At 57.1% G+C, this 19,660-nt stretch carries 14 protein-coding genes; 7 read left to right on the forward strand and 7 right to left on the reverse strand.

The features are described from left to right. Positions 1-24: 24 nt before the first annotated feature. On the forward strand, positions 25-1,632 hold the full coding sequence (locus EKL30_RS10745) for a carboxyl transferase domain-containing protein (protein WP_126707222.1): 1,608 nt from the start codon (positions 25-27) through the stop codon (positions 1,630-1,632). Between the two features lie 15 nt (positions 1,633-1,647). Further along, positions 1,648-3,666 (forward strand): acetyl/propionyl/methylcrotonyl-CoA carboxylase subunit alpha, encoded by a 2,019-nt coding sequence (locus EKL30_RS10750; RefSeq protein WP_126707223.1) that lies wholly within the window; start codon positions 1,648-1,650, stop codon positions 3,664-3,666. A gap of 1,244 nt (positions 3,667-4,910) precedes the next feature. On the opposite strand, the gene EKL30_RS10755 is transcribed toward EKL30_RS10750, so the two are convergent. The 3 genes from EKL30_RS10755 to EKL30_RS10765 all read right to left on the reverse strand — a co-directional run bounded on the left by EKL30_RS10755 (position 4,911) and on the right by EKL30_RS10765 (position 9,080). Then, positions 4,911-7,640: a DNA topoisomerase III gene (locus tag EKL30_RS10755; RefSeq protein WP_126707224.1), complete on the reverse strand. Its 2,730-nt coding sequence runs from the start codon at positions 7,638-7,640 to the stop codon at positions 4,911-4,913. 100 nt (positions 7,641-7,740) lie between these two features. Continuing rightward, positions 7,741-8,604, reverse strand: a complete 864-nt coding sequence (gene gluQRS, locus EKL30_RS10760; RefSeq protein ID WP_126707225.1) for a tRNA glutamyl-Q(34) synthetase GluQRS — start codon at positions 8,602-8,604, stop codon at positions 7,741-7,743. A gap of 14 nt (positions 8,605-8,618) precedes the next feature. Beyond that, on the reverse strand, positions 8,619-9,080 hold the full coding sequence (locus EKL30_RS10765; RefSeq protein ID WP_126707226.1) for a DUF494 family protein: 462 nt from the start codon (positions 9,078-9,080) through the stop codon (positions 8,619-8,621). A 201-nt stretch (positions 9,081-9,281) separates the two neighbouring features. On the opposite strand from EKL30_RS10765, the gene EKL30_RS10770 reads away from it, so the two are divergent. Continuing rightward, on the forward strand, positions 9,282-10,451 hold the full coding sequence (locus EKL30_RS10770; protein WP_126707227.1) for a DSD1 family PLP-dependent enzyme: 1,170 nt from the start codon (positions 9,282-9,284) through the stop codon (positions 10,449-10,451). A gap of 739 nt (positions 10,452-11,190) precedes the next feature. Here the strand turns inward: EKL30_RS10770 and EKL30_RS10775 are convergent. The 4 genes from EKL30_RS10775 to ilvB all read right to left on the reverse strand — a co-directional run bounded on the left by EKL30_RS10775 (position 11,191) and on the right by ilvB (position 15,965). Continuing rightward, entirely contained in the window at positions 11,191-12,468 is a 1,278-nt protein-coding gene (locus tag EKL30_RS10775; RefSeq protein WP_126707228.1) for a TRAP transporter large permease, read from the reverse strand. Between the two features lie 56 nt (positions 12,469-12,524). Then, the gene (locus EKL30_RS10780) at positions 12,525-13,019 is read right to left on the reverse strand and encodes a TRAP transporter small permease (protein WP_370246254.1); all 495 of its coding nucleotides are present in this window, start codon (positions 13,017-13,019) and stop codon (positions 12,525-12,527) included. Positions 13,020-13,140: 121 nt separating this feature from the next. Next, positions 13,141-14,121 (reverse strand): TRAP transporter substrate-binding protein, encoded by a 981-nt coding sequence (locus tag EKL30_RS10785; protein WP_126707229.1) that lies wholly within the window; start codon positions 14,119-14,121, stop codon positions 13,141-13,143. Positions 14,122-14,219: 98 nt separating this feature from the next. Next, a complete protein-coding gene (gene ilvB, locus EKL30_RS10790; protein ID WP_126707230.1) occupies positions 14,220-15,965 on the reverse strand; it encodes a biosynthetic-type acetolactate synthase large subunit in 1,746 nt (581 codons plus the stop codon). A gap of 76 nt (positions 15,966-16,041) precedes the next feature. On the opposite strand from ilvB, the gene EKL30_RS10795 reads away from it, so the two are divergent. The 4 genes from EKL30_RS10795 to EKL30_RS10810 all read left to right on the forward strand — a co-directional run bounded on the left by EKL30_RS10795 (position 16,042) and on the right by EKL30_RS10810 (position 19,655). Beyond that, complete coding sequence (locus tag EKL30_RS10795) at positions 16,042-16,545, forward strand: SET domain-containing protein (protein WP_126707231.1); 504 nt, start codon at positions 16,042-16,044, stop codon at positions 16,543-16,545. A 71-nt stretch (positions 16,546-16,616) separates the two neighbouring features. Then, positions 16,617-17,147, forward strand: coding sequence for a TRAP transporter small permease (locus EKL30_RS10800; protein WP_126707232.1), 531 nt, complete (start codon positions 16,617-16,619; stop codon positions 17,145-17,147). Continuing rightward, positions 17,144-18,442 (forward strand): TRAP transporter large permease, encoded by a 1,299-nt coding sequence (locus EKL30_RS10805; protein ID WP_126707233.1) that lies wholly within the window; start codon positions 17,144-17,146, stop codon positions 18,440-18,442. The genes EKL30_RS10800 and EKL30_RS10805 overlap by 4 nt, the downstream gene beginning before the upstream one ends. A gap of 181 nt (positions 18,443-18,623) precedes the next feature. After that, positions 18,624-19,655 carry a DctP family TRAP transporter solute-binding subunit gene (locus EKL30_RS10810; RefSeq protein ID WP_126707234.1) on the forward strand — a complete coding sequence of 344 codons (1,032 nt, stop codon included), beginning with the start codon at positions 18,624-18,626 and terminating at the stop codon, positions 19,653-19,655. The last annotated feature ends 5 nt before the right edge of the window (positions 19,656-19,660 follow it).

Here is a 19,660-nt window from a genome sequence, read left to right on the forward strand (position 1 = left end):
TTGATTTTTTAGGAACAGCAAGCAATGCCCGTCATCGAATCCCGGATCAATCCGAGGTCACAAGCGTTTGTCGACAACGCCCGCGCTATGCAGGAACAGGTCGACAACCTGCAAGAACAACTGACGCAAACCGCCTTGGGCGGCAACGAGACCGCCCGTGCCAAGCACCTTGCCCGCGGCAAACTGCTGCCACGTGACCGGGTAGAACGGCTGCTGGATCCGGGCACACCTTTCCTGGAACTGTCGCCTTTAGCGGCGTATAACGTATACGACAATGCCGCTCCGGGTGCGGGCCTAATCACCGGCATCGGGCGCGTTGCCGGTACTGAATGCATGATAGTCTGCAACGACGCGACGGTGAAAGGCGGAACCTACTATCCCCTTACGGTCAAGAAACACTTGCGGGCCCAGGAAATTGCGCAGCAAAACAAGCTGCCCTGCATCTATCTGGTCGATTCGGGCGGCGCCAATCTGCCCAATCAGGATGAAGTATTTCCCGACCGCGACCATTTCGGCCGCATCTTCTATAACCAGGCTGTCATGTCGTCTCAAGGCATAGGCCAGATCGCTGTCGTGATGGGCTCTTGCACCGCTGGCGGCGCCTATGTCCCCGCCATGAGCGATGAATCCATCATCGTGAAAGATCAGGGCACTATCTTCCTGGCCGGCCCACCGCTGGTCAAGGCGGCAACCGGCGAAGTGGTCAGCGCCGAAGATTTGGGCGGGGGCGACGTTCATACACGCCTGTCCGGAGTCGCCGACCACCTTGCCAACAACGACCTGCATGCGCTTTATCTGGCACGCAATGCCGTGGCCAGGCTGAATCGTCAAAAGCCCGTTCAACTACGGCGCAAGGCGTTCGCCGAACCCCTTTACGACCCTCAGGAACTGAACGGCATCATTCCCAACGACACCCGTAAGCCTTACGACGTGCGTGAAGTCATAGCCCGCATCGTCGACGGATCCGAGTTCGACGAATTCAAGGCACGCTTCGGTACCACGCTGATTACAGGGTTCGCCCATATTCACGGCATGCCCGTGGGCATCATCGCCAACAACGGCGTCCTGTTTTCGGAAGCGGCACAAAAAGGCACACACTTCATCGAGCTGTGTTGCCAGCGAAAAATACCGCTCGTCTTCCTGCAAAACATCACTGGCTTCATGGTCGGCCGCAAATACGAAAACGAAGGCATAGCGCGCCATGGCGCCAAAATGGTCACGGCCGTATCCACGGCGTCGGTACCCAAATTCACCATACTCATCGGCGGCTCATTCGGGGCCGGCAACTATGGCATGTGCGGCCGCGCATTCGGCCCGCGACTATTGTTCCTTTGGCCTAACGCACGCATTTCGGTCATGGGCGGCGAGCAGGCGGCCAGCGTGCTGGCGACTGTGCGGCGCGATGGCATCGAAGCCAAGGGCGGCACCTGGAGCAAAACCGAAGAAGAAGAATTCAAGGCCCCGATCCGGGATCAGTACGAAAAAGAAGGCCACCCCTACTATGCTACGGCACGGTTGTGGGACGACGGCATCATCATGCCCGCCGATACCCGCCGGGTACTGGCCCTGGGCCTGTCTGCCGCGCTTAATGCCCCAATCGAGGACACACGTTTCGGCGTGTTCCGCATGTAATCCCAAGGAGTCGATTTGTTCACCACCTTACTGATTGCCAATCGCGGCGAGATCGCATGCCGCGTGGCCGCCAGCGCTCATCGCATGGGCCTGCGCACGGTCGCCGTATATTCCGACGCCGATGCCGGCTCGCGCCATGTCGCCGCTTGCGACACCGCGGTGCATATCGGAGGCTCCGAGCCGCGCGCCAGTTACCTTCGCGGAGACGTCATTATCGCGGCGGCATTGAAAACTGGCGCCCAGGCCATACACCCGGGCTATGGATTCCTTTCGGAAAACGAAGGATTCGCCCAGGCTTGTGCCGATGCCGGTATTGTTTTCGTTGGGCCGCCGGTCAGTGCCATTGCCGCCATGGGGAGCAAATCAGCGGCGAAAACGCTCATGGAAAAAGCCGGCGTACCTCTGGTACCGGGCTACCACGGCGACAATCAAGATCCGCAATTTCTACAAGCCCAGGCCGATGCAATCGGCTACCCAGTACTGATCAAGGCCAGTGCGGGTGGTGGCGGCAAGGGCATGCGCATCGTGGAAAGCAGCGCCGCCTTTGCCGAAGCCCTGGCTTCCTGCCAGCGCGAGGCGGCGAGCAGCTTTGGCGACGACAAAGTACTGATCGAACGTTATCTGAAGAAACCGCGCCATATCGAGATTCAGGTGTTTGCCGATACCCACGGCAATTGCGTCTATTTATTCGAGCGCGATTGCTCGGTACAACGCCGGCACCAGAAAGTCATCGAAGAAGCGCCGGCACCCGGCATGACTGAAGCGCGGCGGCGGGCCATGGGAGAAGCGGCCGTCGCGGCCGCACGTGCGGTCGGTTATGAAGGCGCCGGTACCGTCGAATTCATCGTCGAGCCCGACGGTCGTTTCTATTTCATGGAAATGAATACACGACTGCAGGTAGAGCACCCGGTGACCGAAATGATTACCGGCCACGATCTGGTGGAATGGCAATTGCGTGTCGCAGCGGGCGAGGCGCTGCCCATGACCCAGGACGAGCTCACGATTACGGGCCATGCCATTGAAGCGCGTATTTATGCGGAGAACCCTGACAAGGGCTTTTTACCTTCCATCGGGGCGTTGACGACGCTCAATTTTCCGCCGCACTCCAGCTTTCAGAACGGCGATATCCGGGTGGACGGCGGCGTGCAGGCGGGTGACACCATCACCCCTTTTTACGACCCGATGATCGCCAAGCTCATCGTGCGTGGCGCCGACCGCGACCAAGCGAGGGCCCGTATGGTGCAGGCCCTGGGTGAAATTCAAAGCGTAGGGGTGCAAACCAATATCGCTTTCCTGCGCCGCCTGATGCTGGACCCGGCATTTGCCAGTGCGGACCTGGATACCGGCCTGATAGACCGGCAGTACGATAGTTTGTTTCCGCCTGCAGCACAGGCGCCTTTCAGCACGCTGGCGCTGGCGGTGGCGGCGTTGCTGGCTAAGCAGGGGCTGACGCAGTCGGCGGCTCGTGAAACCACGATGCATGTAGACCCGTGGGCACAGGCGGATGGCTGGCGTATTAACGGCCGTTATGTGCAGGCTTTCGGTTTGCTGGAACAGGATGAGCTGCAAGAGGTGCAAGTCAGACGCAATGGCGATCAATGGTCATGCTCTCACAACGGCGAGAGTCATTCGTTTAGCTGGCGGGCCGATACGCTGCCGACCCGGCAGTTTCGGGTGCGCATCCGTTTGGGTAATGCTGATGCTTCGGCCAGTGTTGTGCTGCACGGCGAGGATGTGCATGTGTTTGCCGATGATGGTCTGCGGGTGTTCCAGGTGCACGATGCGGTGGCCCATTCGGTGGATGATTCGGCGCAACATGGTGGCGGTTTGACTGCGCCGATGCCGGGCAAGATTATTTCCATTTCGGTGAAAGCGGGCGATAAGGTGAAGAGTGGAGATGCGTTGCTGGTGATGGAGGCCATGAAGATGGAGCACACGATTTATGCGCCCGCGGACGGTACGATTGAGGAGCTTTATTTCGGTGTTGGCGATCAAGTGAGTGATGGGGCGGAGTTGATTTCCATTGCTGACTAAGGGGGTACGGTGCGGGCGTGGCCTGGATTTTGTCGGCGTTCTTGGGTCTGTTTGTTCCTCGGTCATTGTTCTTCGGTCATTGTTCTTCGGTCTTTGTTCTTCGGTCTTTGTTCTTCGGTCTTTGTTCTTCGGTCTTTGTTCTTCGGTCTGTTCGTTCTCGGGTTTCTTAAGAGCCGTCGTGACTGGGGCTGGGTGCGCTAGATTCGCCCGGCCCTGGCTTCGCCAGCGCTGCCCGCATTACCGATCCATTGCGGGGCGGCTGCGAACTCGCGACGCGGACAGTCCATTGGCCTGTCCGCGTCGCTCAGACAGCACAGCCTTGAATCCCCGCAATGGCCCGGTAATGCGGCGGGCGAAAAAATCGCTTACCCAGCCCCAGGCACCACGGCTAAGGGGATTCGATTGGCATCGATGCACGATATGGGCGGGCAGACAGGTATTTGGTGCGACCGGCGGATACGCTGGCCGCCGTGCAAAGTGCTACGTGGCCATAGCGTCGGGAAACGGTAGCCACACCGACGCAAGGTGGACCTCCCTGGCCGCATCGCTACGTAGCCGCATTCCACATTGCCCCATTGGCATCTAGCCACTCGCTATAAATACCCAGATAGCTCACATGCCAGAATACCTAGGCACACTAGACTCACGCTAGCCCGATGCAGCGCTAACCTAGCCACAGAACCAAGATCGGTCCAATCACATTCACGTCCAAGGTGCAGCGGGTCGCAGGAGGCTAGGACGAAAGTTTGAGCGCGCCGGGCAACCGTGCTGGGTCGGGGAAAAAAGGGCCCGCCTGTTTGAGCCAAAAGCACAGGCCTCAGGCCTGGCGATGGCGAGTTCGGGCCCGCCCCGAGCCAGCGCGGTTGGCCGGGCAGTCCTGCGAAGCGGGACCGCAGCGATCTTTCGTCCCTGCCTCCTGCGACCCGCTGCACCGACGTAAGAAACCACGATCCGTCCGAAGAACAAAAGAGCCGATTTAAGAAGCGACGATCGCTCCGAAGAACGAACGAGCCGACTTAAGGAACTGACGACCCGACGTCAAAAACAGCGCAACTGCTCAAGAACAAAAGCTTACCGAAAGGTGTAAACGTTCCCGCATGCCATGGAAGCTAAAGTCCCTGTAACCGGGGCCGGGCGGGCAACATAGGTCATTCTGAGACACAAACAAACCCAAAACGAAGAAAGGCCATCTTCACAGACAGCCTTCCTTGGAATCATGCCAAAACAGCAGATTGAGTCGCTAGTTAGAACGGAGGATCCTCATCATCCACACCCACTGACACGGCCGCTGCCTTTACCGCTTTCTTCACTGCGGCCTTGCTCACCGCCTTTTTCACCGCAGTCTTCGTTGCGGTCTTCGCCGCCACTTTTGTCACCGCCTTGCTGACCACTTTCTTCACAGCTTTCTTGGCTACGGCCTTCTTCACCGCCGACTTGGCAGCAGTCTTTGTCGCCGTTTTGCTCGCGGTCTTGCTGGCCGTTTTGGACGCCGTCTTCGCTGCCGTCTTCCGTCCAGGCTTTTCGGGCCGAGGCTCGAACTCAAAACCTATCTTGCCGTCTTCCTGCTTGGCCAAATATGCCTTGAACTTGCGATTCGTGCGACTCGACACAAACCCCTCAAGTAGATCCGTCTTTCCGGTATTGAGCAGCTTCTGAATCTGCTCAGGCGAAATCTCCTGCTGCAAAATCATCTTACCCGTACGGAAATCGCAGGACTTTTCAGGACCCGTCGACTTCTCGCACACATAGTTCATTCCGTAATCAAACACCTGGCTTGCGCACTTCGGACAATTGCCCAGCGATGTATGCGCCGAGAAATCTACCGGTTCGGTGTCTTCGTCGTCCTTTTGACCAAAGTCGAACTCCAGCTTGAACTCATCGGTAATACGTAACAACGCGGCAAATGGGCGCCCCATTTTGCTGATGAAGCCAGGCAGCGGGCCCAGCTGGCGCTCTCTGAGCAATTCCTCGACCTCGGGAATCTCGAACGTGCGGCCACCAGGGTGCTTGCCAATCGAAAAATCGCAACTCGTGCACGCATACCGCCGGTAGTTTTCCTTTACGACTGCGCCGCATTTCGGGCAAGGCGTGCTTAAGGTCGCATAGTCGCCGGGCACCGTATCGCGTTCGTATTCTTTGGCGCGCTTGACGATGACTTGGGTCATTTGCGCAATCTCGCGCATGAATTCATCGCGATCCAGTTCGCGTTGCTCGATTTGTTTCAGACGATGCTCCCACTCGCCTGTCAGTTCTGGCGATGTCAGCTCGTTCACGCCCAAGCCGGAAAGCAGGGTCATAAGCTGGCGCGCTTTGGCGCTGGGAATCAGGTCGCGGCCTTCGCGACGTAAATAGCCTTCGTTAAGCAAGCCTTCAATAATGGCGGCACGAGTCGCTGGAGTACCCAGCCCACGTTCGGACATGGCTTCGCGCAAGGCTTCGTCGTCGATCAACTTGCCCGCGCCTTCCATGGCCGAGAGCAACGTTGCTTCGTTGAAACGTGCAGGCGGTTTAGTCGCGAGCGCTTTAGCTTCGATATCTTCGGTGCTGACCTTTTCGCCCTCGGAGACCGCCACCAGGTTTGTGTCGTCGCCCTGGGCTTCCCTGCCATAAATGGCGAGCCATCCCGGCGATACCAGTACCTTGCCTTCCGTTTTGAATTGGTGCCCAGACACTTCGGTAATTCGGGTGGTCAGGCGAAATTCGGCGGCGGGGAAAAATACCGCCAGAAAGCGCTTGGTGATCAGGTCATAGATCTTGCTTTCGGCGTCACTCAGTTCGCGCGGTATTTGCAGCGTCGGGATAATGGCAAAGTGATCCGATACCTTTTTATTGTCGAAAATGCGGCGATTGGGCTTGACCCAATTTTGCTTGACTACGGTTTCGGCGAACGGGCGTACGTTGGCTGCAGCCGACGAACCGCCTTCAGACAACGCCTGCATGGTCTGCTGAACGGTTTGTATATAGTCTTCAGGCAGATAGCGCGAGTCGGTACGAGGATAAGTCAGCGCCTTATGCCGTTCGTACAGAGTTTGGGCCAGCCCCAATGTAGTCTTGGCTGAGAAACCGAAGCGAGAGTTCGCCTCGCGTTGCAGCGAGGTGAGGTCAAACAGGGCTGGTGAAATTTGTGTGGAAGGCTTGGATTCTTCGCTTACCCGGCCAGGCTTGTCGCGACAAGCCGTGACGATGGTTTGTGCAGCAGTCTGCGACCATAGACGCGAGTCACGGCGCTCGGGATCCCGTTCGTCTTTGACGAATTTTGGATCGAACCAGCGACCGGTGTAAATTCCCGCAGCAGCGACAAAGGTGGCATGCACTTCCCAGTAATCACGCGATATGAATTTGCGGATACGTTCTTCGCGTTCAGCCACGATAGCCAGCGTAGGCGTCTGGACCCGCCCTACTGGCGTTTTGAAGAAGCCGCCATCTTTGCTATTGAAAGCCGTCATGGCGCGCGTGCCGTTGATGCCGACCAGCCAGTCGGCTTCAGCACGCGAGCGAGCCGCTGCTTCCAGCGGTTTCATGGTTTCGTCGTCACGCAGATTATCGAACGCTTCGCGAATCGCCGCTTGCGTCATGGACCTTAGCCACAGCCGCGTAACAGGTTTTTTGATCCCTGAATACTGCACGATGTAGCGGAAAATCAACTCACCTTCACGTCCCGCGTCGCAGGCATTGATAACGGCGGCAACGTCTTTGCGTTTGAGCAGTTTCACCAATAGCTTTAGGCGTTCAGCGGATCTTTTGTCGGTGGGCCCGAGTTCAAATTGAGGAGGGATGACCGGCAAATGAGCAAAGCTCCATTTACCGCGCACGGGATCATTAGGCGCGACCAGGCTGAGCAAATGCCCAATGCTGGAAGCCAGCACATAATGCTCGCTTTCAAAGTAATCGCCTTCCCGAGTGAAGCCTCCTAGGGCGCGCGAAATATCTAAAGCTACCGAGGGTTTCTCGGCAATAATCAGCGTTTTATTCATGAGTTTCCAGTAACTGCGTTTCAGCAGCAATAGCGCGGATCATACGAGGTGAGAATCGCACTATGCAAGTCGAGTGTAATAAAAACACCCCTTGCCGGCGTCACAATACACTAAATCGACGGGCCCACTGTGCTTGAGCGCTGTACCAGAAGGACTTCAAGTCGGTTTCGGGCATCGCGTTGAATCCTAATGCCTGCCACGCCTTGTTCAGCGTTCGCACCGGATTCGCAAGGTCTAGCGCGGTTGCATGGTTCTGTTTCGATAACTTCCGGCCGGAATCGTCCAGCAGCAAAGGAACATGCATTACCCGTGGGTAGATAATACCAAGGTGGCGGGCCAACACCTGTTGCCGCGCTGTCGAGTCAAGTAGATCGGTACCGCGCACGATGTCGGTAATGCGCTGATCGCCATCGTCGATTACCACCGCCATCTGGTAAGCCCATATACCATCGGCACGTTTGATTATGAAGTCGCCCACCTCGGCAGCCACATCTTGGTGCTGCGCGCCCTGCCAGCGGTCCTCAAAAGTTTCCAGACCTGCGGGCACCTTGAATCGCCAAGCGCGTGCCTCACGACCCGCCGGAATGCCGTTACGGCATGTGCCCGGATAAGCACCCAACGGAAGTTCCTGGCGAGTACAGGCGCAACCATATACCAATTGCCGCGCCAGCAGGTGGTCAAATGCATTTTGATACAGCTTCAGCCGCTGCGATTGCCAGACGGGCGCCTGATCCCAATGCATGCCCAAGGCATGTAGCTGCCCCATGATGATCCGGTCGGCGCCTGGCACCACGCGCTGCGTATCGATGTCTTCGATGCGTAGTAGCCACTTTCCGCCATGCGCTCGGGCGTCCAGGAAGCTGCCCATGGCCGCCAGGAGGGAACCGTCATGCAAAGGCCCTGTTGGGCTGGGCGCAAAGCGGCCCGTATAGGGCCGCCTACTGCCTTGCGTGTCAAGTGCCATCCGGCAGAATCCGCCTAGTGCGATAACCGCGCAGGATCGTCGGCCAGCAGCTCTTCAAATACCAAATGATCAACTTCGGCCTCTTGGCTCCAGAGAACCATCAAGGCGATAATTTTGATTTTTTCAAGAGAAATCGGAGACTCGGTGGTTGCCTGAGCCCGATCGATAAGGATTTCCCGCAGGGCCGATGGCAGCACGTCGGAGTTTTCGAGGAAGGTAATAAAACCTATGGCCTCGGTTCCGAGCGTTTGATATTCGTAGCTGGTATAAATGCGTTTGCTGTCGCCGGCCGGATTTTTGGCCAGTTGACCGCATTCTTCCGTCGTTTGAGCCAATCCGTGCAACCAGCCCAAGGCATCGTTGATGTCTTCGTCTTCGAAGCCCACGGCAGCTAACTTATGCGCAAGGACATCAGCCTCGGGACATGCTTGCGGTGTATAGTAAGTTTCGAACAAATAAACCAATATATCGAACATATGCGATTCCGGTTGCCGTTTGCGAAAGTCTTTGCGTTTGCGAAGTCAGTGAGTAGATAAAAGCTTAACCGGTAAAGTTAATGATGACTGTACGCTGATTTGTCATCTCGGGCAAATCGGGCCGTTGTTGCAAACCGACGCCTGGCCCTCTGGCTAGGTTAATACATAAACCGCAGCTTCATTCGATGTTGGGGGTGGTACATGGAAGACGTAAAACAGGCGGTCCTTGATTCAGAGCCGCAAAAAATCGAAAAAGTCGCTATTCCACCGATTGCACGGCCCGGCGATTCAATCAGCGCCATTGACACACCCAGCCTTATTCTTGATCTGGATGTGTTTGAAGATAATCTTCGGACCATGCAGGTGTTGGCAGAAAGGCATGGCGTGGCCTTGCGTCCGCATGCAAAAGCCCACAAATGCCCCGAAATCGCCTTAAGGCAAATTGCACTGGGTGCAGTGGGAATTTGCTGCCAGAAGGTTTCGGAGGCGGTTCCTTTTGTGGCTGCGGGCGTGCGCGATATCCTGATCAGTAACGAGATCGTCGGTTCCGGCAAGCTGGCGCTGCTCGCGCGCCTGGCCAAACAGGCCCATATGATCGTGTGTGTCGATAACCCCAAGGCGCTCGAAGCGCTGTCTGCCATGATGGTCGAGCATGACGCAAACGTACGCGTGCTGATCGAGCTTGATGTCGGCCAAAAGCGTTGCGGCGTCCAGACCCCCGAAGAGGCCATTGCTTTGGTTCATCTGATACGTAAGCTGCCTCATGTGAGCTTTGCGGGGGTGCAGGCCTATCATGGTGGGATCCAACACAAGCGTTCGTGGGATCAGCGCCAGAAGGCCGCCGACAAGACCGTGCGCCAGATTCGGCAATACCTCGACGCGTTTTACGCGGCCAGCATCGATTGCGCGGTCGTCAGCGGCGGCGGAACCGGTACGGCGGCCTTCGATGTCGCAAGCGGTGTCTTCACCGAGATCCAGGCGGGATCTTATGCATTTATGGACTCGGACTACGCGGCCATTGATTGGGGCGAAGCCCTTTCGTTCCGGCACAGCCTTTTCTTACTGGGCACAGTAATGAGCACACCAACGCCCGACCGCGCAGTGGTTGATCTGGGCCTGAAGTCTACCAGCGCTGAAAGCGGGGCGCCGCAAGTGGCCGACCGCGAAGGTTTGCGTTGCGTGGGGGTGCATGACGAGCATTCCATATTGTTGGCCAGCAGCCGGCGCCACCGTCCAGAACTCGGCACGCATTTGCGTATGATTCCCGGCCATTGCGATCCGACCTTCAATCTGCACGACTGCGTTGTGGCGATACGGGGGCATCACGTTGAAGCGATATGGCCTATTAGTGCCCGCGGATTAAGCCGATAACGGTGTCCACGGCCGCGGCGGCGGCCGGATAGGTTCAGGTGCGCGTAGTTCCGTAGGGATGCATCCATTTCGGGCCGGACCCGCCGTGAGCCGCTGGTGTACGTATACCAAGGCTGTCGCTCCTTAGACCCGGAATCTGTATACCGAGGCGGCCGTTGTTCATTAACCGGTGTCTGTAGGCGGGGCCGGACGTGCTCGATGCGTTGCGGTCATGGCTATGCCATGACTTCCCGAGCCAACGCTGCGGCTTGGGGCGGCCGCGAACTCACGGCAACGGACAGCCCCCGGCTGTCCGTAAGCTCGCCGTTCAAACATGCGCGGCCTTGCACCCACAATCCGCAGCATTGGCACGGCGCACGCAAACCTCGCCCGCCCGGCCCCGCCTTCAGACACCTTGGCTTCCATGTCATGCGTTGCGGTCCAAAGTTACCTATTTGAGGTGCAGTGGGTCAGGGCAGGTTTGGCGAAAGGTTGAGCGCGCCGCGAATGGGCCTGTATCACGGGTTCAAGGGCGAGCCTGTTCGAGTGGGACGCTTGCCAACAGTCCGATGGACTGTTGGCCCCACGAGTTCTCGCCCGCCGTGATCCAGGCCCATTCGCGGGTAGTCCCGCAGGGACCGCAGCGATCTTGAGCCGGACCTGCCCTGACCCACTGCACCGTCTAAAGGAACAAAGAATCCGTGGAACAAAGAACCCGTGCGTAACAGCATTCAAAAAGACACAGAGGCTCGGCCTCCCCCTACCCGTATACCAGTTCCTTGAAATACAGCGAAATCTCCGGCACATACGTGATCACCATCAAACACGCCACCACCACTGCGACAAACGGCAGTAACGGCCGTATCAGGCGCTCGATCGATAAATTCGCCACAGCGCATGCTGCAAACAGGTTGACACCGAATGGTGGAGTCACCATACCCAATGCCAGATTCACCACCATGATGATGCCGAAATGGGCTGGATCCACACCGAAGTGGATGGCCACCGGAAGCAGCAACGGAGCCAGGACCACAATCGATGCCGACGTCTCGATGAACATTCCGATCACGAACAGCGCAGCATTGACCCCCAGCAGGAAAGTGTATTTGTTGCTGAAAATCTCGCCCAGCCACTCGCCCAATGCAGCAGGAATTCCTGCCCGATTCAGCAAGAACCCGAAGACCCCTGCGTTGGCGATCACAAACATAATGACCGCCGTCGATATCACCGAACGATGCAGCGTTTTGGAAAGATTTGCGAAGGTTATCCGTCGATAGACGAATATGCCCACCACCAACGCATAAACGACCGCGACAGCCGAGGCTTCAGTAGGGGTGAAGATTCCGCCATAGATACCACCCAGGATAATTCCAGGCATCAGTAGCGCAAGCCAAGCTTGTTTGAAGGCCGGCCACAAGTCCAGGCGGCCATCGCCGTCGTTCTTGCCATAGCCATGCTTGCGCGCGTATATCCAGACGTAAAGCATCAAGGCCAGGCCGATCAAAATGCCCGGCCCGACGCCTGCAATAAACAACTCGCCCACCGACGTATCCGTTGCCACAGCGAACAGAATCATGGGAATCGAGGGCGGAATAATAACGCCCAGTTCAGCCGCCGAGGCCTGCAGAGACGCGGCAAAGGGCTTGGGATAACCATGCTTGACCATGGCCGGTATCAGAATGGCGCCCACCGCAAAGGTGGTGGCCACGCTCGAGCCGGCCACTGCCGCGAAAATCATGCAGGTCAGCACGCACGTGCACGCGAGGCCGCCCTGAAAGCCGCCAACCACGCTTTTTGCGAAGGTCACCATGCGCTCGGAAATACCGCCAGCCTCCATGAGGTTGCCCGCCAGAATAAAGAAAGGCACGGCGACCAAGGGGTATTTGTCGAGCGAAGCATAAATTTGCTGGGCCACAACAAGCCATGTCATCTGGCCGTCAAAGGCAATACCCAGCATGCTGCCCAGCCCGATGGACACCGCCACCGGGACGGACAGCGCGAAAAACAGCAACATCGATACAACCATTAACTGCGACATTCATTCACCTGACGTATTTGGGGGCTTTGTTAATTATTAGCTAACGATCAAGGCGATCAAAGAACGGTATCGTCCACAATAGCTTGGCGCGGGCCTTCGGCCCAATAAGCGATAACGGCCAGTATTGCCAACGTCATTCCGATGGGAATTGCGATATACACCCACGAAATAGAAACGTCGAAGCTGGGCATGGTCTGGAAGCGCACACGCCAGGCCATTTGCCCGCCCACCCACGCCATGAAGCCCAGAAAACCCACGCAGATGAGCAAGATAAGATGCTCAAGCCAGCGCTTGTTGCGCTTTCCGAGCATGCTGTGGAGCATTTCCACGCTAAGCATGGCGCCCTGACGAAACGCCAGTGCCACGCCCAACATCACCGTCCAGATGAGCGAGGCCCGAGTCCACGCCTCGCTCCAGTCGGCGGGTGATTCAAGCACGAAGCGGGCAATAACCTGATAGAAAGCCGCGGCCACCGCCGAAAGAATCAATAACTGCGTCACAAGCGATATAAACCGGAATAAAGTGCGGTCCATGATGCGAAAAATTTGCACGATTTGTCCTGTTTGTTTCTGAGGGCGCGTTTGCAGAAATGCTGAAGCTAATGAAAGACACAATCAATAGGGGCTGACGCCGGCGCCAGCCCCTTGAAGCCGCTATAGCAAAGGCGCCCGATTACTGGGTGCTGCGGATGGATTCCACGAAGTCTTTGCCGAACTGCTTGTAATACTGCGGATAGACCGGCTCAACGGCTTTGACAAAGGCCGCATGGTCGACGGTATTGACCTGCATGCCCTGTTTTTTGACTTCTTCAAGGCCGCTTTTCTCGACCGCATCGACGTAGTTGCGCATGGCAATGGCGGCATCGTGGCCGGCAGCCTTGAATTTCGCCTTGTCGGCATCAGACAGGCCATCGTAAACATTGGGCGACATCAGTACCAATGCCGGCCCATAGACGTGCGCCGTCAAAGACAGAAACTTCTGCAACTGGGGCAGCTTGGCGGACACAATGACCGATAGCGGGTTTTCCTGACCATCGATGGTGCCCTGCTGCAGAGCCGTGGCTACTTCGGGCCAAGCCATGGGGGTCGCCAGCACGCCCAAATGCCGGAATGCGGCAATATGGATGGGATTTTCGGTGGTACGAATTTTCAGACCCTTGGCGTCTTCCGGCTTGGCAACAGCGCGTACGTTATTGGTAAGCTGACGGAAACCCTGTTCGCCCCAGGCCAAGGCTACCAGGCCACGCTTGGGGAATTCAGCCAGCATTTGCTGGCCGATGTCGCCGTCCAATACCTTGCGGGCATGGCTCAAGTCGCGAAACAAGAAGGGAATGTCGAACACCCCGGTTTTCGGCACGAAATTCAAGGTTGCCCCGGTTGAGACAATTGCGACATCAATTGTGCCCAGTTGCAGGCCTTCGATTACCTCGCGCTCGCCGCCCAGAGCACTGTTGGGAAACTGCTGAACCTTAAACTGACCCTTGGCAGTGCCATCAAGCGCCTTGGAGAATGCATCGGCGCCTGCACCATAGTGCGAATTGGTTGACAAGGCATAGGCCATTTTCAACGTCTTTTCGGCCATTGCCGGGCCAGCAGAAAAAATGCTTGCCATCGAAACGGCAAGCATGCATTTTGAGAACCAGTTTTTACGCATTTTGTCCCTGACACTTGTTTTGTTAGTTTGAACCAATCGGTGGTTGTACTACAACCACCGGCGCAAGTGTATTGGGGTTTACGCTCTTTAAGCTAAGGTCAATCCTCGACGTACCAGGTATCTTCCGACAGCATCACCTGCTGATGACCATAACCGGCCGGCATCATCGGGAAGCAGTTCTCTTGTGCCAACACCACCACATCCAGGAAGTACGGACCGTCGTAGGCCAAACATTCGGCGAGGGCCGCATCCAGATCGGCGGGATCTTCGACGCGCGCTGCGCCCCAGCCAAATGCCTTGGCCAACGCCACGAAATCGGGGAGCGACGCGTTATAACTGTGGCTGTAACGCCCGCCGTGTATCAGTTCTTGCCATTGCCTGACCATGCCCATATGGCCGTTATTGCACAGCACTACCTTCACAGGCGCCCTATGCTGGGTCGCAGTCGCTAATTCCTGAATATTCATCAGCACCGACGCGTCGCCGCTGATACACACCACCGGCTTATCGGGATGGGCAATTTGAGCCCCAATGGCTGCAGGCAAGCCGTAACCCATGGTTCCGGCGCCCCCTGACGTCAACCAGCGATTAGGACGGTTGAATTTGATGTACTGGGCCGCCCACATCTGGTGCTGGCCAACGTCGGTCGAAATGATGGCGTCCTGGCCGCTTAGCAAATGGTCTACCCGCTGCATCAGATGCTGGGGCAAGATATGTTCGCTTGAGGGCGTAACCTTCAGGCAGTCCTGCGCGCGCCACACGGCAATACGCTGCCACCATGCATCCAGCCGCTGGGGCGCAAGTTCGATCTGCGCCAGTTCGCGGCGCAAGGCACGCAGCAAGGGATAACAGTCGCCCACCATCGCAACGTCGGCACGCACGACCTTGTTGATGGACGCCGGGTCGATATCCAGATGAATCTTGCTGGCGTGTGGGCAGAAATCCGACAGGCGTCCTGTTATTCGATCATCAAAGCGCGCGCCCACGCAGACGATCAAGTCCGCATGATGCATCGCCAGATTGGCTTCCAGCGTTCCGTGCATACCGAGCATGCCAAGGAACAGAGGATCGTCGGCCGGAAAGGCGCCCAGCCCCATCAAGGTAAGGGTGCAAGGCGCCGCCATATCTTGAACCAGGCTGGCGAAGGTATGGCAGGCGTCCAAGCCTGAATTCACCAGGCCTCCGCCGCCATAAAAGACCGGACGCTTAGCGTTGGCAATAAGCGCGGCCGCCCGTTTGATGGCGGCCTCGAGTGACGGACTATGGGTTTCTACCTCGGCCAGCGCGGGGGTTTCGGCAGCAGGCGGCTCGGGTGGCACCAGGCCAATCTGTATGTCTTTGGGGAAATCGAGCAAAACCGCTCCTGGACGACCTGAAGTTGTCAGGTTATAAGCCTTGGAGGCCATGGCGGCCACGTCCTCCGTACGGCGTATCTGGGCATTCCATTTCGTGACTGGGCGCGAAATACCGATGGCATCGCACTCCTGGAAAGCATCAGTACCGATGGCACTTGTCGCCACTTGGCCACTGATGCACAGTATTGGAATCGAATCGCACATGGCGTCCAGCAGTCCCGACGTGGTGTTGGCCATGCCCGGGCCGGAGGTCACGACCACTACGCCCGGCTTGCCGGTGGATCGCGCGTAGCCTTCGGCAGCGTGAACAGCACCCTGCTCATGCCTGACGAGTACGTGGCGGATTCGTGGTTCGGAATACAGGGCGTCGTACAGGGGCAGCACCGCGCCGCCGGGATAACCAAAAATGGTATCCACGCCGTGGGCGATCAGGGTCTGCAGGAGGGCTTGGGCGCCATTTCGGCTGGCTGAATCAGAGGAAGTGTTCACAGAGTTTGTTTTAATTGCATAAGATGTGGATACTGCAGCAGTTTATTCCTTTTAAGCCCCCGCCCAAAACGCGCACATGACCCAACCATCCAAACCCTGGCATATCGTTAAGCAATCCACCTTGCATGGCACCGGAGTCTTCGCCGCGCGCGATATACCGGCCGGCACCCGAATTCTCGAATACGGCGGCAAGCGTATCACCCCGGAACAGGCCGATGACTTGCATCCCGTCAATGCCGACGACCCATTTCACACTTTCTTTTTTTCACTCAGCAGTGGCAAGGTCATCGATGGAGGGAACCGCGGTAACGATGCGCGCTGGATCAATCACTCCTGCGGCCCCAATTGCCAGGCTCAGGAAGGTAGTGGCGGAAAACGCGTGCATATTGTCGCGCTACGCGACATCCCGGCCGGTGAAGAGCTCTTCTATGACTATGGCCTGATCATGGAAGGACGCATTACCAAAAAGCTGAAGGAACAATACAAATGCCTGTGCGGTACGGATGCCTGCCGGGGGACGATGCTGGCGCTGCCAAAACGCGGGAAACCCCGAACTACCAAAAAGACGGCCACGGGTTAGGATGTCGGCTATTATTCGACTCCGAAAAATAGATTCATAGAAAAAAAGTACGTCGTACCGGTTGGAGACAAATGGCATTACCCGAAGCACGCCTCGACGACGCTGTCGAACCGATCATTCCCGAGATCCCCGATCCACCAGTCAAGGTCCCCCTAAGAGTCGAGGACTGGTTTTCGGTCATTATCCTGGGCGGTCTGGCACTAATAACCTTTGCTAACGTATTGGTGCGCTACCTGACCAACAACTCCTTTGCCTGGACTGAAGAAATTTCGGTCTTCCTGCTTATCGTCCTGACAATGACCGCGGGGTCTACTGCGTTCGTGCGCAATCAGCATATACGCATCGAAATCTTTGCAGACGGTGGACCGCCCCAACGGCGACGCAAACTGGCGATCATTAGCAGCGTGGTCGTTCTCTTGTTTTTCATTTTGCTTGCTGTGTTGTCGGCCCGCATGGCCCTGGATGACTACACCTGGGGCGATACCTCGCCCGCCATTGGCGTACCCAATTGGTGGTACACCCTCTGGATGCCGGTATTTGCGATTGCCATTTCGCTGCGCATGCTGGGTATGTTGCGCCGCCTGCTGCGGGGCGAGCAATGATCGTCACCTTGCTGTTTATCGTCTTTGTGCTGCTGATGGTCATTGGCGTACCGGTGGGCGTAGCCCTGGGCGTCTCGGGCACCCTGGCCATTGTGCTGTCAAATCTGGACACTCAATGGTTTGGTCTGCTGGCGGTGCCGCAGAACTTCTATGCCGGCCTGGCCAAGTACCCGCTGCTGGCCATTCCGATGTTCGTGTTGGTGGGATCCATATTCGATCGCTCCGGTGTTGCCAGCCGGCTGGTCAATTTCGCGATCGCGATCGTGGGTCGCGGCCCCGGCATGCTGCCTTTAGTCGCTATTGCCGTCGCTATGTTCCTGGGCGGAATCTCGGGCTCCGGCCCAGCCTGCGCAGCGGCGGTCGGCGCCGTCATGATCAGCGCCATGACCAAGGCTGGCTACCCCAAGCCATTCTCGGCCAGCATCGTTGCGGCCGGTGCCTCTACCGACATTCTTATCCCGCCGTCGATCGCCTTCATCGTCTATTCGATTCTGGTCCCGCAAGCATCGGTGCCCGCCTTGTTCGCTGCCGGCATGATCCCTGGCATCCTGGCCGGAATCGCGCTGATCATTCCGGCCGTCTGGCTATCGCGGCGCCACAATATGGGCATGTTGGAAAGCAGCCTGCCGCGCCCGCCATTCTGGCCCAGCCTGCTGGATGCGACATGGGGCCTGATTGCGCCGGTGCTGATCCTGGGCGGAATGCGCATGGGCTGGTTCACCCCCACAGAAGCGGCGGTCGTGGCGGTGTTTTACGGACTTTTTGTCGGAATGTGCATACACCGCACGATTAAAGTCCGCGATTTGTTTCTGATCCTGCGAGAGGCCGCCGAGCTGTCGGCGGTGATCATGCTTGTCGTGACCCTGGCGGGCATCTTCGCCTGGGCGCTCTCAACGCTCAGCGTTATCGACCCGATCACCAAAGCAATCGTGAACTCGGGCCTGGGCGAATACGGCGTGTTATCGCTACTGGTGTTGTTGCTGATGACACTCGGCATGTTTCTGGATGGGATTTCCATTTTCCTGATCTTCGTGCCGCTGCTGATGCCAATCGCCAATGCCTATAACTGGGATCCAGTATGGTTTGGTGTCCTGCTGACGCTGAAGGTCGCACTGGGGCAATTTACGCCACCGCTTGCGGTCAACCTGATGGTTTCCTGCCGCATCGCCAAAGTCCCGATGGAGAGCACCGTGCGATGGGTGATCTGGTTGCTGATCTCGATGTTCATGGTGCTGGTGTTGGTCATCGTTTTTCCCGAACTGGCTCTATGGCTGCCGCGTTATCTGGGTTATTGATTCCCTTTCCAGATGAAAGGCGCGTTTTGCCGACTTCGCTTGCCTTACGCCAGTGAAGCCTGTGCTTGCCCTTCGATCTGGAAAAAAGAGACGCTGTGGCGCAATGTGCCCGGCCATTTCCAAGAATTTTTGTTGTGAATCGTTGTTCCACTGCTGTCTTAACTTGTGAAGAGGAATACCCATGAAAATTCGTGCACTGTTCGGCGCCATCGCCTGTTCGGTAGCCGCCCTTGCTGCTACTTCCACTGCCTACGCGGCTAATTACAAATCCGAATACAAACTGTCCATCGTCGTAGGCACTACCTTCCCGTGGGGCCAGGGCGCTGAAATCTGGTCCAAGCTGGTGCGTGAACGCACCGACGGCCGCATCAACATCAAGATTTATCCCGGCACCTCGCTTGTTCAGGGCGACCAAACGCGTGAGTTCACCGCTATTCGCCAAGGCCTGATCGACATGGCAATCGGATCGACCATCAATTGGTCTCCTCAGGTTAAACAGCTCAACCTGTTTTCATTGCCCTTCCTGATGCCTGACTATGCGGCCATCGATGCGTTGATCCATGGCGAAGTGGGCAAGGCCTTATTCAAGGACATCGAGAAAGCCGGGGTGCTGCCACTTGCCTGGGGCGAAAACGGCTACCGTCAGCTCAGCAACTCCAAACATGCCATCAAAACGCCAGAAGACCTCAAAGGCTTGAAACTGCGTGTGGTGGGCTCGCCCTTGTATATCGACACATTCACCGCCCTGGGCGCCAATCCTACTCAGATGAGCTGGGCCGATGCGCAGCCGGCACTCGCTACCGGCGCGGTGGACGGGCAGGAGAACCCGCTGTCAATCTATGCGGGCGCCAAATTGTATGACGTCGCCCAAAAACAGCTCACCCTGTGGAATTATGTGGCCGACCCGCTGGTGTTTGTGGTCAATAAGCAAGTTTGGGAATCGTGGACCGAAGCCGACCGCAAGATCGTGCGTGAAGCCGCCGTCGATGCTGGCAAACAGCAAATTATCATTGCCCGCAAAGGTGTCACACCAGAAGACCCGTCCATGCTTAAAGACATTGAAAGCCATGGCGTTACCGTTACCAGCCTGACGCCGGCTCAGCACGATGCTTTCGTAAAAGTGACCACACCCGTTTTCGAAAAGTGGAAGAAAACCATAGGCGAAGACCTGGTGTCGCAGGCTCAGAAAGATATCGCCAATCGCAAGAAGTAATCGTT

This window comes from Candidimonas sp. SYP-B2681, assembly GCF_003971065.1.
Classification (GTDB): Bacteria; Pseudomonadota; Gammaproteobacteria; order Burkholderiales; family Burkholderiaceae_B; genus Pollutimonas.